Raw genomic sequence first — 19,028 nt, forward strand, 5'->3', positions numbered from 1 at the left:
TTATGACGGTCCGTCAACAAGATATCGAAAAATCTTCGGGCTGGACCGATATCGGCATGCTCGGCGCCGCCGCGTTGATCAAAGGAATCGGGGGTTGGGTCGGCGGAAGTCCGGCTCTGATGGCTGATGCTTTGAATTCCGTTTCGGATGCCGTACGAAGCGCCCGACGAAACGGCAGGGAATCTTCGCTGCTTGTCTGCATGCTGCTTACGGTGCTTGTACTGGTTGGAGCCGTCGAAGCCCTGCTTTCGGGATTGGGACGTCTGTGGGACAAGATCCAACAAACGACGGATATCCATGCTTACATCGCCTTTTTTGCTGCGGTGGTGATCGCGGAAGGCTGGTTCCTATTCCGTTATCGGAAATTGAGCCGTACAAATGCCGAATTGGCCCGGAACTATGCGGGAGAACATCGTTTTTCGCTGTATGGTTCAATGTTGGTTGCGGCCGGTATGGCGCTGTCCATTGCCGGCAGCGGATTTGATATTCCGGAACTGAATCATGCGGATTCGGCTGCGGCGATTCTGGTCGCGGCGGTAGCGGTCGTTAAATCGCTTCGCCTCATGCGGCTGTTTATACGAGAAGCCCCCGGCATGCCGAAAGAATCCGAAGAAGATCCGACTCCGTTTGTGGAAACGGTTCAGCGTGTACACGGGGTTATCGAAGTTCGCATGCTGCGTGCGGTCCGTTCGGTCGAGACGGTGAAGATCGACCTTACTCTAAGCGTAAACCCGAGAATGACCGTCAAAGAAGCGGATGAAATCGCTCAACGGTCCCGGGATCTGCTCATGCACCGGTTCGTTCAGGTCATTGAAGTTCAGGTTCGCGTCGAACCGTATCATACGGGTTATCCGTATAAATCGAACGATGAGCTGCTCGGCAGTGCGGACCATCCGACAATCGTGCAATAAAGGGAAAAGAAAGGCAGGTGAGCTTGTGCTGCATTCGCAATATCAATGGAAGATCGCAAGTCCGGAACAGGCAGCCGTAGAACGGTTGAGCGGCGAGTTGGGTATATCTCCGCTGTTAGCTTCGCTCTTGGCAAACCGGGGATACGAAGCTCCGGCGTCGGCGGCCGAATTTCTGGACGGAGACGAAGATTTATCCGGCCTGCACGATCCATTTTTGCTGCATGGCATGAAAGAGGCGGCAGCACGGATTCGAGCGGCATTGGAGCGGGGGGAACGGATCTGGATCTATGGCGATTACGATGCCGACGGTGTATCCAGTACGGCGCTGATGATTCGTCTGATGACGAAGCTCGAAGCGAACTTCGGAACTTATATTCCGCATCGTTCAAAAGAAGGATACGGGCTGCACCGCCATGCAATCGACAAAGCCCTGGCCGAAGAAGTCAAATTGATCGTGACGGTCGATACGGGAATCAGCGCGGTCGATCAGATTGCCTATGCGTCGGAGCTTGGCATTGACGTGGTTGTAACCGACCACCATGAACCTCCGGCTGTACTGCCGCAGGCAGTGGCTTTGGTGAATCCGAAGCTGGCCCAATGCGAATATCCGTATAAAGGACTTGCCGGCGTCGGAGTTGCATTCAAGCTGGCTCATGCGCTGCTGGGAGAACCGCCTGCGGAGTGGATGGATCTGACCGCGATCGGTACGGTCGCCGACCTGATGCCGCTGACCGGCGAGAACCGGCTGCTCGTTTCCCGCGGGATCGAATTGATGCGCCGAAATCCTTCGCCGGGAGTAAAAGAACTACTCGCCGTTGCCGGCAGCAAGCCGGATCAGCTGACTTCGGTAGGCATCGCTTTTGCCATTGCGCCGCGTATCAATGCCAGCGGCCGGTTGGACCATGCGAACCGTGCAGTGGATCTGCTCGTCACGGAAGAACGCGACCGCGCCGAACATCTGGCTTCCGTTCTGGATCTGCTGAACAAAGAGCGGCAGAAGAACGTCGAAGATATCGTAAGCGAAGCAGTGGCCATGCTGGAGCAGAAAATCGCGGATACAGGAGCCGTACCGAATGTGATTGTACTGGCGGGCGAAGGCTGGAATGTCGGTGTCGTCGGTATTGTCGCTTCCAAAATCCTCGAACGTTATTACCGGCCTACGATCATTCTCGGGATCGACAAGGAAAAAGGAAGCTGCAAAGGTTCCGCACGTTCGATTCCCGGCTTCGATATCCATGCGGCGCTGCTGTCGGTCGAAGAAACGATGGATCATTTCGGCGGACACCCGGCAGCGGCAGGGATGAGTCTGTCGATCGGACAAATCGGCGATTTTGAAACGGGCCTGAATGCTTACGCGGCGAATCTATTAAAGCCCGAGCACCTGATTCCGGTCATCGAAGCGGAAACCGAATGTTCGCTGGCCGATCTTCCGATCGCGGTCATCGAAGAGTTGGACCGGATGGCTCCGTTCGGGATGAGCAATCCGACTCCGCAGCTGGTGCTGCGGAACGTCAAGCTGCAGCGGGTGATGACGATGGGCAAGACTCGGAACCATCTGAAATTGGTTGTCGAGCAAGACGGATGTACGGTCGAAGCGGTAGCTTTCGGCAAAGGCGCCCTCGCCGAATATTTGAGCGAAGGAGACCGGCTGGATCTGCTGGCCGAACCGGGAATCAACGAGTGGCGGGGCAGCCGCAAACCGCAGCTGATGGTCCGCGATTTGGCTCTGCCGGCTGTTCAAGTGTTCGACCGCCGTTCGCAGACGGCGTCTGCGGAAAGTATCGAACCGTTCCGCAAAACGGCGGAAATGGTACTTGCATGCGGACCGGATCAGATCGCCGCGGCCGTGAACGAAACGACACTAAAAGTTTCGCAGAAGACTCTAGCGCAACTGCCGGTTTGGCTGTATGATGAATATTCCGGGATTCAAGGAACGGAAAGCGCGTATAGGTATGCGGATCCGGCCGGGACACGTACGTTATTCGTCCTGGATCTTCCGGACACCGCCGAACAGCTGGACAAGATGTTGGCGGAGTTCCCTTTGTTGGAAAATATGGTGCTGCTCTATCCGGCAAGCGGACCTTCTGCAGAACGTCTCAGCGATCCGAGCCGTGAACGGATCAAGACCATTTACGTTGAGCTTCGCCGCGCCGCATCGGCGGCGGATACGAACGAAAAAGAACTGGTACAAAGGCTGTGCCGGACTTCCGGCTGCTCGCCGCGGATGATTCGCATGACGCTGGACGTTTTTGAGGAACTGGATTTTGTCTCCAGAGCCGAAGGCCGGGTCAAGGTAAATCCGACACCTCCCAAAACGGCGCTGGATTCGGCGAAAGCCTATCGCGTTCTTCAGGAAGCGGAAGCTTTGGAACGCCGAATGCTGGGTCCCGGAGAGGATCTGGGCATGTGGCTCACCGAGCGTTTGCAGAGGGTCCGTTCGGGCGGCGCAGCCGAGGCTTTATCTTTTTCGGTGTAAGAAGGAAGGGCGGAAGCCGTTCTTCCGTCGTCCCCATCCGGGAAACAAGACTTAGGAGGAGATTGATTTGGATTTTAATGAGCATATTCGCGTGATTCCCGATTTTCCGAAGCCGGGGATCAGCTTCAAGGACATTACGACACTGCTTGGAAACGGACCGGCGTATCGCGAAGCGATCGACGCTCTGAAGAAACAGGTCGAGCATTTGAAAATCGATTTGATCGCCGGACCGGAAGCCCGCGGCTTTGTCGTTGGCGCACCGCTGGCCTACGCACTCGGCGTCGGTTTCGTGCCGATTCGTAAAGTCGGCAAGCTGCCTTACCAAACCGTGGAGATCGAGTATGATCTCGAATACGGAAAAGACACGCTGGCTATGCATGTCGACGCCGTACAGGAAGGTCAAAACGTTCTGATTGCGGACGATCTGCTCGCGACCGGCGGCACTATTGCCACATCCGTCAGCCTGGTTCGCCAGCTCGGCGGCAATGTGGTCGGCGCGGCTTTCCTGATCGAATTGGAAGAATTGAACGGCCGCGCGCGCCTCGATAACGTGGAAGTGTTTAACCTGATCAAAGGTTAATCCAAGCGGTCAATCAGCCGCAGCCGTGAAAAGAGTCGTCTAAAAACCCGCTATTTGATATCCCGTGAAGTAAACGGGAGCAAATAGCGGGTTTTATGCTTTTTCGGAGCTTTTTTTGCGTAAAAAGCGAAAAAGAAACAAAAAAACGCTTTTTTTGAAACCTTTTGCGAGTGAATCCGTAAAGGAAGAAGAGACTCGAAAGAAGAGCCTTTTTTCGTTTTGTACAGGGCTTTTTTGCAGAGTTCGAATTTTGTAGTTGGGGAGGGATTGGATGTCCGTAATTAGAGAGACCGATCTGCCGGGAATTGGACGTAAATTTCTGATGGATACGGAAGAAGGAGACCGCTTCATCGTGATTCTGCACGAAGACGGCAAGCGCGAGCTGTTTTGTCCATCGCCGGAGGAGCCGGAAGAGCTGATGCGCGTCATGACGCTGACCGACACCGAAGCCCGTCAGTTGGGCGGCATCGTAGGCGGAATGAATTATCAGCCAACGGCGCTGGAGAAGGTCGAACATACGCTGGATCATCTGTCGATCGAATGGTACAAGATCCGCAAAGGCATGAAAGCGATCGGGCGCTCGATCGGCGAGTTGAAAATCCGGGAGAATACGGGAACGGTCGTGATTGCGTCGATCGAAACTTCGCATAAGCAGACGGTGAGTCCGGGACCGGAATACGTTCTGGCCGAAGGCATGACGCTTGTACTTGCGGGAGAACGGCAAAATATTCAAACGTTGAAAAGGATGCTGGAAGTAGGTGAGGCATAATGGACCATATGGTATTCGAAGTCGGAATCGCCGTGCTGCTCATTGCGCTCGCCGGCTTTCTCTCCGTTAAGCTCCGATTCTCGGTCGTGCCGTTCTACATTCTTGCCGGGATGGCCGTCGGACCGCACGCGCCGCATTTTGGACTGATCGACCTGCGTTTTATCGAAAGCGCGGAATTGATCAACTTTATGGGACGGCTCGGTGTTATCTTCCTGCTGTTCTATCTGGGACTTGAGTTCTCGGTCGGACGTCTGGCCAAAGCCGGCAAATCGATTGCGATCGGCGGTTCCATTTATATCGGGATCAACTTTACACTCGGTCTTCTGTTCGGTCTGATCTGCGGTTTTCCGATTCTGGAAACGCTTGTGATCGCAGGAGTGACGACGATTTCCTCCAGTGCCATCGTGGCCAAAGTGCTGGTCGATCTGAGACGGACCGCAAACCCGGAAACGGAAATGATTCTGGGCATCATCATGTTCGAGGATGTTTTCCTGGCCGTGTATCTGTCGATTCTGTCCGGACTTCTGCTCAGCGGAGCCACCACGCTCGGCGGCATTCTGCTCTCTGCGGGAATTGCGCTCGGTTATATGCTGCTCGTACTGATCGTCGGCAGGCTGCTTGTACCCGTGCTCAACAAAATGCTGGGTATTTCTTCGAACGAAGTCTTTTTGACTACCGTATTCGCGATGCTGTTTCTCGTTGCGGGATTTTCCGAGACCATTCATGTGGCGGAAGCGATCGGCGCGCTGCTTGTGGGTCTGGTATTGGCCGAGACCAAGCATATGCACCGGATCGAAAAAGCGATCCTGCCGTTCCGGGATTTCTTCGGCGCTTTGTTCTTCTTCAGTTTCGGTCTGACGATCGATCCGCTCAGCCTCAAAGGCAGCGCGGTCTGGCTGGCGATCGGCGCGGTGATCTTGACCATTATCGGGAACTATACGGCAGGGATGCTGGCCGGACGTACGGCTAACCTTTCTCCGAAAGCTTCCTCCAATGTCGGCTTGACGATCGTATCGCGCGGCGAATTCTCCATTATTATGGCGAATCTGGGCGCGGCAGGCGGATTGATGGCGATTCTTCAGCCTTTTGCGGCTATTTACGTCTTGATTCTGGCGGTACTCGGACCGTTCCTGACCAAGGAATCGGCGATGGTGCACAAGATCGTGTCCAAGATTATTCCCATGAAACCCAAACCCGGCGGAGACAAACTGAAATAATACAGGCCGTCTTTTGAAAAGGTTGGCGTTATCAAACGGAATAAGAAATACAGGAATTATTTTCCTATAACATGGGGCGGCAGTCAACGTTGTCCGATCCTCCGTATCATGGGAAAATAACTCGTGCAGCAGAAAGGCCGTCATCGGACGGTTTACAGAAAAAAGCCGTGCCCCTTCTCAGAAGAGGGCACGGCTTTTTCGAACTCTTTTTCGATTGCGATCAAAGGTCCGGGGTTTTCGTTTCCGGCCGGATGTCGTCTTTCTCGTTCGAAAGTCCGACCCGTACGATCAAGCGGAAGATGATATTGACGACAATACCGACGATCGTGGCAAGCGCCATGCCTTTCAGGGTGATACTGCCGATCGTGAGCGTGATGCCGCTCAGTCCCACGCCCAGAATAAGTGCGGCGAGCAGCATATTGACCGATTTCGAGAAATCGACTTTTTGCTCGACCAGGATGCGCAGACCCGATACGGCAATGACGCCGAACAGCAGCAGCGACACGCCGCCCATAACAGGACCCGGAATATTGGCGATTGCGGACGAGAACGTACCGGAGAACGACAGCAGGATCGCGATCACGGCCGCCCCGCCTACAACGAACACCGAGTAGACCCGGGTCAGCGCCATGACGCCGATATTTTCGCCGTATGTCGTATTCGGGGTCGAACCGACGAAGCCCGACAAAATGGTCGAGATGCCGTTGCCCATCAGCGAACGGTGCAGACCGGGATCTTTGGACAGGTCTTTGCCGACGATATTGCTCGTAACCAGCAGGTGGCCGACGTGTTCGACAATGACGACGAGCGCGGCCGGCAGGATGGTCAGAATCGCCGCGACGTCCCAGCTCGGCGTGGTGAAGTTCGGCCAGGAGAGGAAGCGGGCTTCGGCTACCGCCTCCGTGTTTACTTCGCCCATCAGGTACGCGGCGATATAGCCGACCGCGATGCCGATCAGGATATGGATGATTTTGGGGAAACCGCGGAACAAGACGGCGCCCAGTACGGTAACGGACAAAGTGATGACCGAAATCAAGATGGCATTCGTACTGTAGACAACCGCGCCCGTAGCGGGATCGGCTTTGCCGAGCAGGCCTGCAAGGTCGGCCGCGACCGGCAGCAGCTCAAGCCCGATCAGGGCGACGACGCATCCCATAACGACCGGCGGGAACAGGAAATCGATCCAGGCCGTACCGGCAACTTTGACCAGCAGGGCGACGAGTACGAACACGACCCCGATGACGATAAAAGCGCCCAGCGCTTTGGAGTAGTTGTCCATATGATCGCCGGACCAGGCAAGCACAACGCCGACGGGACCGAGAAACGCAAAGCTGGAGCCGAGATAAGCCGGAATTTTGCCTTTGCAGATCAGAATGTACAGCAGGGTGCCTATTCCGTTCATGAGCAGAATCACGCTTGGGTCTACGCCGAACAGATTCGGAACGAGGACGGTACTGCCGAACATGGCGAACAGATGCTGCAAACTGAGCAGCAGGCCCGGACCGAAGCCCGGTCTTTCGTTAACTTGAATTTCACGCTGCAAAGACGCTCACTCCTTAGGGCATAAGTTGGAGCCGCTCCGGTCAACCGGAGGAGCGGCTCGGGGCGGATGAGAAAAACGGGTAAGAACGCTTCCTTGAAATGAAGCCCAGACAGCAAAATCCGTACGCGCTTGATCATCTTAACTAGATTATAGAGGTTTTTGTTTTTTTTCAATAACATTTTCGCGGAATTCGGGAATAACTTTCGGATTTGGGAGGGTTGGTGTCGAAAAAGCTTCCCTGCACAAGAGCGATGAGCTTTTGGTGAAGAAAGCAACAATTTCCCTGCACGCATTGACGGGGATTCGGCTAAAAGGCATAATGAAAGGAAAACCCGAACGTTAGGCCTGGATGCGCATCCGCAAACAGGCTTCATTTTCTTATAGAAAGGAATCGGAAAGGACTCAATGGGCATTGAACGATTACTTGAAAAGGCGTCCGTTTATATCCGTGAATCGGACCTCCCCCGCATTCGGGAAGCCTACGAATTCGCCGACAAGGCCCATTCCGGCCAAGTCCGAAAATCCGGCGAGCCGTATATTCTGCATCCGCTGGCGGTTGCAGATATTGTCGTGGGCATGCAGATGGACACCACGTCCATCGAAGCGGCCCTCCTGCACGATGTAGTCGAAGACACCACCGTATCGCTCGACGAGATCCGTGAGCACTTCGGCGAGACCTGCGCCATGCTCGTCGACGGGCTGACCAAGCTCGAACGAATCAAATTCCGGTCCAAAGAAGAACAGCAGAACGAAAACTACCGCAAAATGTTTATCGCCATGGCGCAGGATATCCGCGTCATCGTGATCAAGTTGGCCGACCGGCTGCACAATATGCGTACGCTCAAGCACCAATCGGAAGAAGGACAGCGGCGGATCGCCTATGAGACGCTGGAGATTTTCTGTCCCGTCGCCGACCGCCTCGGTATTTCCGCGATCAAATGGGAGATGGAAGATATCGCCCTGCGTTATCTGAATCCCCAGCAGTATTACCGGATTGCCAATCTGATGCACAAAAAGCGCGCCGAACGCGAACAGTTTATCTCCGACGTCATCGGCCGAATCAATGAGAAGTTGGACGAAATGGGCGTGGAAGCCGATCTGTCCGGACGCCCCAAGCATATCTACAGCGTTTATAAGAAAATGACGAGCAAAAACAAACAGTTTAACGAAATTTACGATCTGCTCGCGATCCGGGTGCTTGTCGACAATGTCAAAGACTGTTACGCGACGCTCGGCATTATCCATACGCTGTGGAAGCCGATGCCGGGTCGGTTCAAAGATTACATCGCCATGCCGAAAGCGAACATGTACCAATCGCTGCATACGACGGTCGTCGGCCCGAACGGCGAACCGACCGAAGTTCAGATCCGCACCTGGGATATGCACCGCACGGCGGAGTTTGGCATCGCGGCCCACTGGGCCTACAAAGAAGGCACGACGGCGACAGGCGGCGGAATCGAAAACAAGATGCCGTTCTTCAAAGAAATTATCGAACTGCAGAACGAAGCCAAAGATGCGTCGGAATTTGTCGAATCGTTAAAGATGGACTTTTTCTCCGATCTGGTATTCGTGTTCACGCCAAAAGGACAGGTTATCGAACTTCCCGCCGGCTCGGGCCCGCTCGATTTCGCTTACCGCATCCATACGGAAATCGGCAACCGGACGATCGGTTCCAAGGTGAACGGGCGGATCGTCCCGCTCGACCACAAGTTGAAAACCGGTGACATCGTGGAAATCCTGACGTCCAAACATTCGTACGGACCGAGCCAGGACTGGATCAAGATCGCCCAATCTTCGCACGCGCGCAGCAAAATCAAACAGTGGTTCAAAAAAGAACGCCGCGAAGAAAATGTCGAAAAAGGTCGAGATGGCCTCGAGCGCGAAATCAAAAAGCTTGGACTCGAAGTCTCCGAATGGTTGACGGACGACAAGCTGCTTGAAGTCGCGAACAAATTCGCTTTTAACGATACCGACGATATGCTGTCCGCGATCGGCTTCAACGGCATCACGGCTTCGCAGGTCATCACCCGCCTGACGGAGAAATGGCGCCGCGAGCAGGAAGAAAACAGCCATCATCTGGAGCTGACCCACGAAGTTCGCGAAGTCAAAGCAGCGCCGGCGGACAAAGAGAAGAAGCGCCCGACCAACGGCGTCAAAGTCAAAGGCGCAAGCAATCTGCTTGTCCGTTTCGCGCGCTGCTGCAACCCGGTTCCGGGCGACGAGATCGTCGGTTATATCACCCGCGGCCGCGGGGTATCCGTGCACCGCTCCGACTGTACCAACATTCCGGGAGCGGGCGACGGCGAAGAAGCCGCACGCGTGATCGAAGTGGAGTGGGAAGATGCGGTGGAATCGAACTTCAGCGTCGATATCGAAATTACGGGCCTTGACCGCCGCGATTTCCTGAACGAGGTGCTGCAGGCCGTTTCGGAAAGCAAAACGAACATGACCGCCGTCTCGGGTCGCGCGGACAAAAATAAAATGGCGCTTGTGCATATTACGATTCTGATCCGCAATACCGAACATCTGCAGTCGGTTGTGGAACGGATCAAACGGGTGCGCGACGTGTATACGGTCCATCGGATCATGCAATAAAAAGGCTGCTGCCGCAGCCGAGCGAAAAGGAGTTTGGGTTTCATGAAACTCGTGATTCAACGCTGCAAAGCGGCTTCCGTCGAAGCGGACGGAGCAACGGTCGGCCGGATCGGAGCCGGTCTGGCCATTCTTGTCGGCGTCACGGGCGACGATACGACCAAAGACGCGCTCTATTTGGCCGACAAGGCAGCCGGTCTGCGCATTTTCGAAGACGACAACGGCAAGATGAACTTCAGTGTGGAAGAGATCGGCGGAGCCATCTTGTCCGTATCCCAATTTACGCTGTACGGGGACTGCCGAAAAGGCAGACGTCCCAATTTCATGGCTGCGGCCCGTCCCGAGCCTGCCCAGGCTCTGTACGAAGCTTTTAACGACGCTCTTCGCGCAAAAGGGCTGCACGTCGAAACCGGAATCTTCGGAGCCATGATGGATGTCTCGCTGGTCAACTGGGGGCCGGTTACACTTATCGTGGACAGCCGCGATTAAACGTTTTTGGCGAAAAATCCATCCTAAACGCTTCGGCCGCCTTTTGGGCAGCCGGGGCGTTTTTCTTTTTGGCGTTTGTTTTGAATTTGGGGAGCGCAGGGTAATAAGAAAGCGAGAACCGCTTACATCACGGACCACACAGAAAGGAGTTCTGAACGGTATGAGTAAAGTCGCGTTTTTGCTTGCCAACGAATTTGAGGATTCCGAAATGCAGGTTCCTTACGATGAAGTGAAAAAAGCCGGTCACCATGCAGATATCATCGGACTCCAAGCCGGCGAAACGGTCAAAGGCAAACTGGGCAAAGCCGAGTACACGACGGACAAAGCGATCTCCGAAGCGAAAGCGTCGGACTACGATGCCATCGTGATTCCGGGAGGTTCCTCGCCGGAAAATCTGCGGCTGGACGAAGATATCCTGCAGTTCGTCAAGGATATCAACGCTTCCAAAAAGCCGATCGCCTCGATCTGCCACGGACCGCAGATTTTGGCCAGTGCGGATCTGCTTCAGGGCCGTACGATTACTTCGTATCCGCCTCTGCAGGACGATATGGTGAATGCGGGCGCCCGTTTCAAAAACGAGGAAGTCGTCGTCGACGGCAACTTTATCACTTCGCGGACGCCGGATGACGAGCCGGCATTCGTACGCGAACTATTGAAGGTTCTGTAAAGCCGGTCCTGCCGGCTTTACCGCCTATAGACTTCGAAGATCAGACCCGATGGAAACAGCACGGATTCGGTAAATACCCACTATGAGGAGGGAATTATTATGTCGAAACATATCCAGGCTTATTTCAAAACCGAAAGCGAAGCGGAAGGCGCAAGAATGAGTTTGATGACGTTCAGTACCGAGCAGCTTGAAGTCGGAGAACTGCAGGGCGGCGTCGGTTACGGCGGAGACCGCGGCAGCACAGGCCGTGTCGTCGTTCCGTTGGTTCCGCTGTCCGGTACGACAAACGCCGGCTTCAACGGCGGAGCGGTCGGTTCGGGCAGCGCGGGCAGCATGATCGGCGATCAAGCCGTTCCGGTTCCGGCACACAACGAATCGAGCGATCTCGGCGGCCAGCCTATCGATAAGGACGAAGCCAGAGAAAGCTATGAGAACGCTTCCGATAAAGATCTGCGCGATTTGACTTATACGCTGTCCGTAAAAGTCAAAGACGAAGATTATCCGGATGTGGTACGCAAACTCCGCAACAATAACGGATACGTACACGTCTACGATTGAACGGCGCACTTGTAATCGAATTGTAATCTTCGATTCATATTCCTTTAACAAGGAAGCGCTATGATAAGCACATGACCCCCTTAGATAAATTTGAGTGACCCGCGGCAGCAGCCTGCGGGTCTTTTTTTGTGCAGAACGGGGTATTTGCGTGTATTCGAAGCGGCAGTTCCCGGCTTGCTGGGTTTAAACGGTTGACTTTAGTCATGCACTTGATTACAATCATAAAATATAACAAACGCAGTAAGCCATTTTGAGGCCGCTTCGGTCGGGGCTTACCGCAAATATCAAGATTCGATGACGGGAAAAAGTAATCCGGATTCAAAGCGCATCAGAGAAGAATTCCTTGGCTGAAAGAATTCTGCGCGGCGGCCGGACCAAAGACCTCCCCGAGAACGCACGGCGAACGATTGAAAAAGCGGAGGACCGAAAGGTCCGGACATGCTTTTTGGATTTCAAGTAGCCGATGCGCGAGACTGGACGGGCGTTAACCGTCTTTTTAATGAAGCGGGTTTCGTTTCCTCTCGCAAGCGCCGACACAAGCGCCTGCCGATCGAGGTAGAAATCCGAAATGTGGGTGGCACCACGGGAGATTCGTAAATACGGTCCCTCGTCCCTGTACTATGCGAAATATCGGCATAGACGGCGGACGGGGGATTTTTTGGTATGCCTTAAGGCGTGTACGCCACAAAACAAACCGGCTGTTTGAGCCGGAAAGAAAGGGAAATCAATCATGGATTTTCAAAAGCCGAAAGGGACACTCGATTTTTTGCCGGGCACGGTCGAAAAATGGCAGTATGTCGAAAACAAAGCGCGTGATTTGAGCAGACGTTTCAATTATCGCGAGATTCGTACGCCGATGTTCGAATACACCCAGCTGTTTCAGCGCGGGGTAGGGGAGACGACCGATATCGTCCAAAAAGAGATGTTCTCGTTCCAGGACATGGGCGGCCGCGGCATGACGCTCCGCCCGGAAGGTACGGCAGGCGTCGTACGCGCTTATGTGGAGAACAAAGTATTCGGCGAACCGGACGTAGCCAAACTGTTCTACATCGGACCGATGTTCCGTCAGGAACGTCCGCAGGCCGGACGCTACCGCCAGTTCCACCAATTCGGTATCGAAGCGATCGGCTCCGTCGATCCGGCAATCGATGCGGAAGTCATTGCGTTCGGCATGCAGTTCTTTGAAGATATCGGACTGAAAGGCACAAGCGTCGAGATCAATTCGGTCGGCAACGCGGCATCGCGCGCCGATTACAACGAGCGGCTGCTCGCGTTCCTGAATCCGATGCGCGAAACGCTCTGCAAAGACTGCCAGAGCCGGATCGACCGGAATCCGCTCCGCGTGCTCGACTGCAAAGTCGACCAGGACAAATTTACGGATGCGCCGTCTATTCTGGACAGCCTGGATGAAGAAAGCCGCAGTCACTTCGAAGCCGTTCAAAGCACGCTGACGGCCATGGATGTTCCGTACACGATCAATCCGCGTCTGGTACGTGGACTGGACTATTACACGCTGACGGCGTTCGAGTTCAAAACCGAAAGCGGAATCGGCGCGATCGATACCATCGGCGGAGGCGGACGCTACAACAAACTGGTCGCGGAAGTCGGCGGACCGGATCAACCGGGAATCGGCATGGCGATCGGCATGGAACGCCTGCAGCTGCTGCTGGCGGACCAGGAGACGGAGATTCAGGCCGCTCCTCCGCTGGATGTGTATCTGATCGCTCTGGGCGACAAAGCCAATGCGGAGATCACCAAGCAGCTGCACAAGCTGCGCCGCCTCGGCTTCTCGGCGGAACGCGATTATCAGGGCCGCAAGATGAAGGCACAGATGAAATCGGCCGACCGGCTGCAGGCCCGCTATACGGCCATTCTGGGAGACGACGAACTGGAACGGGGCGAAATTGCCGTCAAGTCGATGGAAACGCGCGAACAGGTTACCGTACCGCTGGCCGATCTGGCTTCGGTATTGAAATAGCAGACTTTTACTACAAAGGAGAATGAACTTATGATGCTCAGGACTCATCACTGCGGACAGATTACATCCGCGCAAATCGGAGAGACGGTTACATTGAACGGCTGGGTGCAGACCCGCCGCGACCTCGGAGGCGTTCTCTTTATCGACCTGCGGGACCGCAGCGGAATCGTACAGGCGGTCTTCAATCCGGCTTATTCGGGAGAAGCTCTGCAAACGGCGGAACGCGTGCGTACCGAATACGTGCTGGCTGTCAAAGGAACGGTAGTCAAACGCGAAGAAGACACGATCAACAAAAACCTGCCGACCGGCGAACTTGAAGTGCGCGTTACCGAAATCGAAGTGTTGAATGCGGCCAAGACGACTCCGTTCTTTATTGAAGACGGTATCGAAGTCGACGAAGCGCTGCGTCTGAAATACCGGTATCTGGATCTTCGCCGTCCGGAAATGCAGAAGACGCTGATGCTGCGTTCGCAGTCCGCGAAAATCTTCCGCAACCACCTCGACGAGCAGGGCTTCGTGGAAGTCGAAACGCCGATCCTGACCAAAAGCACGCCGGAAGGCGCCCGCGATTACCTGGTGCCGAGCCGGGTGCATGAAGGCGAATTCTTCGCGCTGCCGCAGTCGCCGCAGATCTTCAAGCAGCTGTTGATGGTCAGCGGAATCGAACGCTATTATCAAATGGCCCGCTGTTTCCGAGACGAAGACCTTCGGGCCGACCGGCAACCGGAATTCACCCAGATCGACCTTGAGATGTCGTTCGTGTCCCGCGACGACATTCTCTGCCTGATCGAAGAGCTGATGGCGAAACTGTTCCGCGAAACGGTCGGCGTCGAAGTTCCGCTTCCGTTCCAGCGTTTGACCCATGCGGAAGCGATGTCCAAATACGGTTCGGACAAACCGGATCTGCGTTTCGGTATGGAGCTTGTCGACGTCGGCGATATCGTGGAGACGAGCGGCGTAAAAGTATTCGCTTCCGTCGTTTCGGGCGGCGGGCAGGTTAAAGTGCTGAACGCCAAAGGCTGCGGCACGTGGCCCCGCAAAGAAATCGACGATCTCGGCTCTTACGCGGCCCGCTACGGCGCGAAAGGCCTGGCCTGGATTCAGGTCAAGGAAGACGGCTTCAAAGGCCCGATCGTCAAGTTCATGACCGAAGAAGAGATCGAAGCGCTGCGCGAACGTACGGGCGCGGAAGTCGGCGACCTTCTGCTGTTCTCGGCCGACAAGAAAAAGGTAGTGGCCGACGTGCTGGGCGCCCTTCGTTTGAAGATCGGCCGCCAGTTGGGCCTGATCGACGACAGCGTCTACAAATTCGCCTGGGTTCTGGACTTCCCGCTGCTCAGCTACGACGAGGACGAGAAGCGCTACGTGGCGGAACACCATCCGTTCACCCGCCCTCTGGCGGAAGACCTGGAACTGTTCGAGACCGATCCGGGTGCGGTTCGTGCCCAAGCTTACGACCTTGTGCTGAACGGCTACGAAGTCGGCGGCGGTTCGATGCGGATCTTCGAGCATGATCTTCAGCAGAGAATGTTCAAGCTGCTCGGCATTTCCGAAGAAACGGCGCAGGAGCAGTTCGGCTACCTGCTGGACGCGTTCCAGTACGGCACGCCTCCGCACGGCGGCTTCGCATTCGGTTTCGACCGTCTCGTTATGCTGCTGACGCAGCGGACCAACCTGCGCGAGACGATTGCTTTCCCGAAAACGGCAAGTGCGACCGACCTGCTGATGAACGCCCCGGCACCTGTCGACAAAGGCCAACTGGACGACCTGCATATCAAGCTTGCTCCGAAGCCGGCCAAAAAACCGGCGGCGACCGAAGGCGAACAAGCCTAACCCACGCAGACAGAAGAGGCAGCCGGCCGAGTCCGGCGTGCCTTTTCCTTTTGCCGGGACCGGACAGCCGGACACCCTGACTTCAATTCAAGACCGAGGAGGTTATTTCCATGCTGCATGCTTTTTCCAGAACGGAACTTGCGATCGGCCCCGCAGGACTCGAAGTGCTTAAAAACAGCACCGTAGCGGTACTTGGTATCGGCGGCGTCGGCGCGATGGCTGCCGAGGCGCTTGCCCGCTCGGGCGTCGGAACCCTGATCCTGATCGACAAAGACGTCGTGGACATCACGAATATCAACCGCCAGATCCATGCCCTGACCACTACGGTCGGACAGCAAAAAACCGAGCTGATGGCGGAACGAGTCAAACTGATCAATCCGGATATCAACACGATCGTATTGAATATGTTCTACACGGAAGAAACCTACGAGAAGCTGTTCGAACACAAAATCGATTATGTAGTGGATGCTTCCGATACGATTATCTACAAGGTGCATATCATCAAGGAATGTCTGGAACGCGATATTCCGATCATTTCCAGCATGGGCGCGGCCAACAAAATGGATCCGTCGAGATTCCAGGTTGCGGACATCTCCAAAACGAAGATGGATCCGATCGCACGGATTATCCGTAAAAAGCTGCGCAAAGAAAACGGCATCAAAAAAGGCGTAAAAGTCGTGTTCTCGACCGAGAAGCCGCTTAAGCCGCGGGCGGACGTGACGGAGCAGATCGCTCCGGCCGGCGCCAAGATTCGCAAAGCGAAGCAGCCTCCGGCCAGCAACGCTTTCGTTCCGCCGGTCGCCGGCCTGATTATGGTCAGCGAAGCCATCAAGGATCTGCTGAGTCTCGGCGGCCAGCCGCTGCCCGAGCAGGAATAACCGCATAAGTGATCCGGGCGCCTCTTCCCAAGCGGAAGCGGCGCTTTTTGGCGCTCCGGAAAATAAGGGAGGTCGTTTGCAGGGGAATGTGCTATGCTGGTAGTCCTTTTGCTTTTTCGCCAACGGAAATTACGGAAGCGAAAAAGCCAATTGATTTCGGCATTTTGTGCGGCTGAGTTCGCCGGTTCGCAAGAACCCCTGTACAAAATGCTCATCTTAGGAGGTAACTGAAGTGAGTGAGAACGTTCAAAGTGCCTATCAAGAAGAGCAAAACAAGCTGGATTCCGTTCTCCGAGAGATCGAAACCCAGCTTGCGCGCCTTCGGGCCGTGCCGGTCTATACCGGGCACGACTTTACCGAGCAGGTGCTCGAAGCAGGACGCGAAGAGCGCCGCCAGCGGCTGGCCAAATCGGAACCCGAGCCGTATTTCGGGCGAATGGATTTCGAAGAAGAAGGAAAAGACGCGCCGGCTCCGCTGTATATCGGCAAAACGGGACTCGACGGACGCGATCCCGGCAGTCTGCCGATTGTGGTCGACTGGCGGGCGCCTGTCGCAAGTTTGTTCTATTCGTTTACCGGAGGCGAAGAGAAAGTCGAATACGAGGCGCCCGAAGGCATCATCGGCGGTTCCGTGCATCTCAAACGCAATATTATGGTCCGCCGGTCGGAGCTCGAGCGCGTAGTCGATACGTATACCCGCGGCGGCGAAGAACCGGCCGTCTCGGACGAGTTCCTGCTGTACCGGTTGGGCGAGAACAAAGACAACCGTCTGCGCGATATCGTCTCGACGATCCAGGCCGAGCAGGATCGGATCATCCGGGCGGAGAAAAACAAAGCGCTGATTATTCAGGGCGTCGCGGGCAGCGGAAAAACGACCGTCGCGCTGCACCGGCTCGCTTTTCTGCTGTATCGGTACAAAGAACAGGTGTCGGCGGAGAAAATGATCATCTTCGCGCCGAACGGCATGTTCCTCGACTATATTTCCGGCGTTCTGCCGGAACTCGGCGTCGGGGATATCCAGCAGCGCACCTTTACCGATTGGGCCGTCAAACAGCTTGAAGCGGAGTCCATGCTGGCCGATCCGGCGGAAACGCTGGACTTCTGGTTCGGCCGTGCCGCAGGCGAAGCGCCGGGCGACGATGCGCCGGGGCGCTTCAAAGGATCGGACAAGTTCAAAGACATGCTGGACGCCGCGGCTTCCGCACTTGAAGTATCCGGGGCTCCGGAACTCGAGTTCTCTCCCTGGGAAGATAAAATCCTGCCGTACGAAACGATTCTGCATTGGTACGCGGAAGAGTATAAGCATTATTCGGCGGCCGGCCGCAAAGAGCGCGTGCTGGCAAGAATTCACCGCTGGATCGAAATGGAACTGAAGCCGGTCAAGCCGGAATCCAAACGCAAGGAATTCAAAAAGAAAGCCGCCCAGCGCGAAAAAGCGTATGCGAAAAAGTGGCCGGATTTCAGTCCGCTCACCCTGTACAAGCAGATCTTTGGGGCAGCCAAAGATTCGCGGGGCATTCTGCCGCAGGAGCTGTTCGAAGCCATCCCGGCTTCGGTGCTCAAGTCGACGCGCAAAGACCTCAAAGAAAGCCGGATTCGCGAAGAAGATCTGCCGGCGCTGCTGTATCTGCACCTGCTGTTGAACGGAATCGAAGGGGCCGAGCGGTTCGATCATATCGTCATCGATGAAGCGCAGGATTTCTCGCCGCTGCAGGTATCGGTGCTCGACCGGTTCGTCCGCGGACATTCGTTCACCATTCTCGGCGATCTGTCGCAGGGCATACATGCCTACAAAGGCGTCCACGCCTGGGAAGAGATGAGCGGGCTGTTCGGCGAACAGGAAACGTCTTATCATGCACTGACCCGAAGCTACCGGTCGACTCTGGAGATCATCGGTTTCGCCAACACGATTCTGTCGGGCGGCGTACCGAATGCGATCCAGGCGGTGCCGGTATTCCGAAGCGGAGACAAAGTGCGGAAGATCGGTTTCGGCCACGAATCCGCACATATAGACGGGAACGCGGCGGAAAATGCCGGCGCTGCGGCGTCAGCCCGTGCGCTGCGGGCGCTCTGGGGAAGAGAACACAAAACGGTGTCGCTGCTGACAAGAACGCAGGAGCAGGCGCAGACGCTGTATGAAGCGCTAAAACCGGAATTCCCGGAGCTGCACGTGATCGACGGAAACATGACGCAGTACGAAGGCGGACTGTCCGTGCTGCCGCTGCATTTGTCCAAAGGACTGGAGTTCGACGCGGTCGTGATTGCGGATGCGGGAAAGAGAAATTACGGCGAATCGGAATGGGATGCCAAGATGCTGTACGTCGGCTGTACGCGGGCCCTGCACGAATTGTGGGTGCTGCACGGCGGAGAGACGCCGGCATTTCTCGATCCGACCGGCGAATGGAGCGAAAAGGGCTGGCCGGAGTAAATCCGGCGCAATAATTCGCTGCATAACAAAGAAAGGACGGCCTTCTGCCGTCCTTTCTTTGCATGGAAAAAGATAACGAAGAACAGCACATCAAGCTTTCAGATGCCGG

Annotated in this window: 14 protein-coding genes; 13 read left to right on the forward strand and 1 reads right to left on the reverse strand. The window is 55.4% G+C overall.

Features of this window, described 5'->3' with window-relative positions; translation table 11 throughout:
• Nucleotides 1-2: 2 nt before the first annotated feature.
• From HOP44_RS00110 to HOP44_RS00130, 5 genes are all read left to right on the forward strand, one after another.
• Nucleotides 3-911 (forward strand): cation diffusion facilitator family transporter, encoded by a 909-nt coding sequence (locus HOP44_RS00110; protein ID WP_172249484.1) that lies wholly within the window; start codon nt 3-5, stop codon nt 909-911.
• A 25-nt stretch (nt 912-936) separates the two neighbouring features.
• Complete coding sequence (gene recJ, locus HOP44_RS00115; RefSeq protein ID WP_172249486.1) at nt 937-3,387, forward strand: single-stranded-DNA-specific exonuclease RecJ; 2,451 nt, start codon at nt 937-939, stop codon at nt 3,385-3,387.
• Between the two features lie 67 nt (nt 3,388-3,454).
• The gene (locus HOP44_RS00120) at nt 3,455-3,967 is read left to right on the forward strand and encodes an adenine phosphoribosyltransferase (RefSeq protein ID WP_172193977.1); all 513 of its coding nucleotides are present in this window, start codon (nt 3,455-3,457) and stop codon (nt 3,965-3,967) included.
• A 271-nt stretch (nt 3,968-4,238) separates the two neighbouring features.
• Nucleotides 4,239-4,736 (forward strand): cation:proton antiporter regulatory subunit, encoded by a 498-nt coding sequence (locus tag HOP44_RS00125; RefSeq protein WP_172249488.1) that lies wholly within the window; start codon nt 4,239-4,241, stop codon nt 4,734-4,736.
• The gene (locus HOP44_RS00130) at nt 4,736-5,953 is read left to right on the forward strand and encodes a cation:proton antiporter (protein ID WP_172193979.1); all 1,218 of its coding nucleotides are present in this window, start codon (nt 4,736-4,738) and stop codon (nt 5,951-5,953) included. The genes HOP44_RS00125 and HOP44_RS00130 overlap by 1 nt, the downstream gene beginning before the upstream one ends.
• Before the next feature lie 220 nt (nt 5,954-6,173).
• Here the strand turns inward: HOP44_RS00130 and uraA are convergent, their stop codons facing one another.
• Nucleotides 6,174-7,496, reverse strand: a complete 1,323-nt coding sequence (gene uraA / locus HOP44_RS00135; RefSeq protein ID WP_172249490.1) for a uracil permease — start codon at nt 7,494-7,496, stop codon at nt 6,174-6,176.
• 405 nt (nt 7,497-7,901) lie between these two features.
• Here uraA and HOP44_RS00140 point away from each other — a divergent pair, with 405 nt between their 5' ends.
• From HOP44_RS00140 to HOP44_RS00175, 8 genes are all read left to right on the forward strand, one after another.
• Complete coding sequence (locus HOP44_RS00140) at nt 7,902-10,091, forward strand: RelA/SpoT family protein (RefSeq protein WP_172249492.1); 2,190 nt, start codon at nt 7,902-7,904, stop codon at nt 10,089-10,091.
• A 42-nt stretch (nt 10,092-10,133) separates the two neighbouring features.
• Nucleotides 10,134-10,577, forward strand: coding sequence for a D-aminoacyl-tRNA deacylase (dtd, locus tag HOP44_RS00145; RefSeq protein WP_172249494.1), 444 nt, complete (start codon nt 10,134-10,136; stop codon nt 10,575-10,577).
• A gap of 160 nt (nt 10,578-10,737) precedes the next feature.
• A complete protein-coding gene (locus HOP44_RS00150; RefSeq protein ID WP_172249496.1) occupies nt 10,738-11,244 on the forward strand; it encodes a type 1 glutamine amidotransferase domain-containing protein in 507 nt (168 codons plus the stop codon).
• A gap of 99 nt (nt 11,245-11,343) precedes the next feature.
• Complete coding sequence (locus HOP44_RS00155) at nt 11,344-11,802, forward strand: hypothetical protein (RefSeq protein ID WP_172249498.1); 459 nt, start codon at nt 11,344-11,346, stop codon at nt 11,800-11,802.
• Between the two features lie 730 nt (nt 11,803-12,532).
• Entirely contained in the window at nt 12,533-13,780 is a 1,248-nt protein-coding gene (gene hisS, locus HOP44_RS00160; protein ID WP_172249500.1) for a histidine--tRNA ligase, read from the forward strand.
• A gap of 33 nt (nt 13,781-13,813) precedes the next feature.
• Nucleotides 13,814-15,613 carry an aspartate--tRNA ligase gene (aspS, locus tag HOP44_RS00165; protein WP_172251433.1) on the forward strand — a complete coding sequence of 600 codons (1,800 nt, stop codon included), beginning with the start codon at nt 13,814-13,816 and terminating at the stop codon, nt 15,611-15,613.
• A gap of 110 nt (nt 15,614-15,723) precedes the next feature.
• Nucleotides 15,724-16,491, forward strand: coding sequence for a tRNA threonylcarbamoyladenosine dehydratase (locus HOP44_RS00170; RefSeq protein WP_172249502.1), 768 nt, complete (start codon nt 15,724-15,726; stop codon nt 16,489-16,491).
• Between the two features lie 232 nt (nt 16,492-16,723).
• Nucleotides 16,724-18,919, forward strand: a complete 2,196-nt coding sequence (locus HOP44_RS00175; protein ID WP_172249504.1) for a UvrD-helicase domain-containing protein — start codon at nt 16,724-16,726, stop codon at nt 18,917-18,919.
• The last annotated feature ends 109 nt before the right edge of the window (nt 18,920-19,028 follow it).

It is taken from the genome of Saccharibacillus deserti (assembly GCF_013618475.1).
GTDB lineage: Bacteria > Bacillota > Bacilli > Paenibacillales > Paenibacillaceae > Saccharibacillus > Saccharibacillus deserti.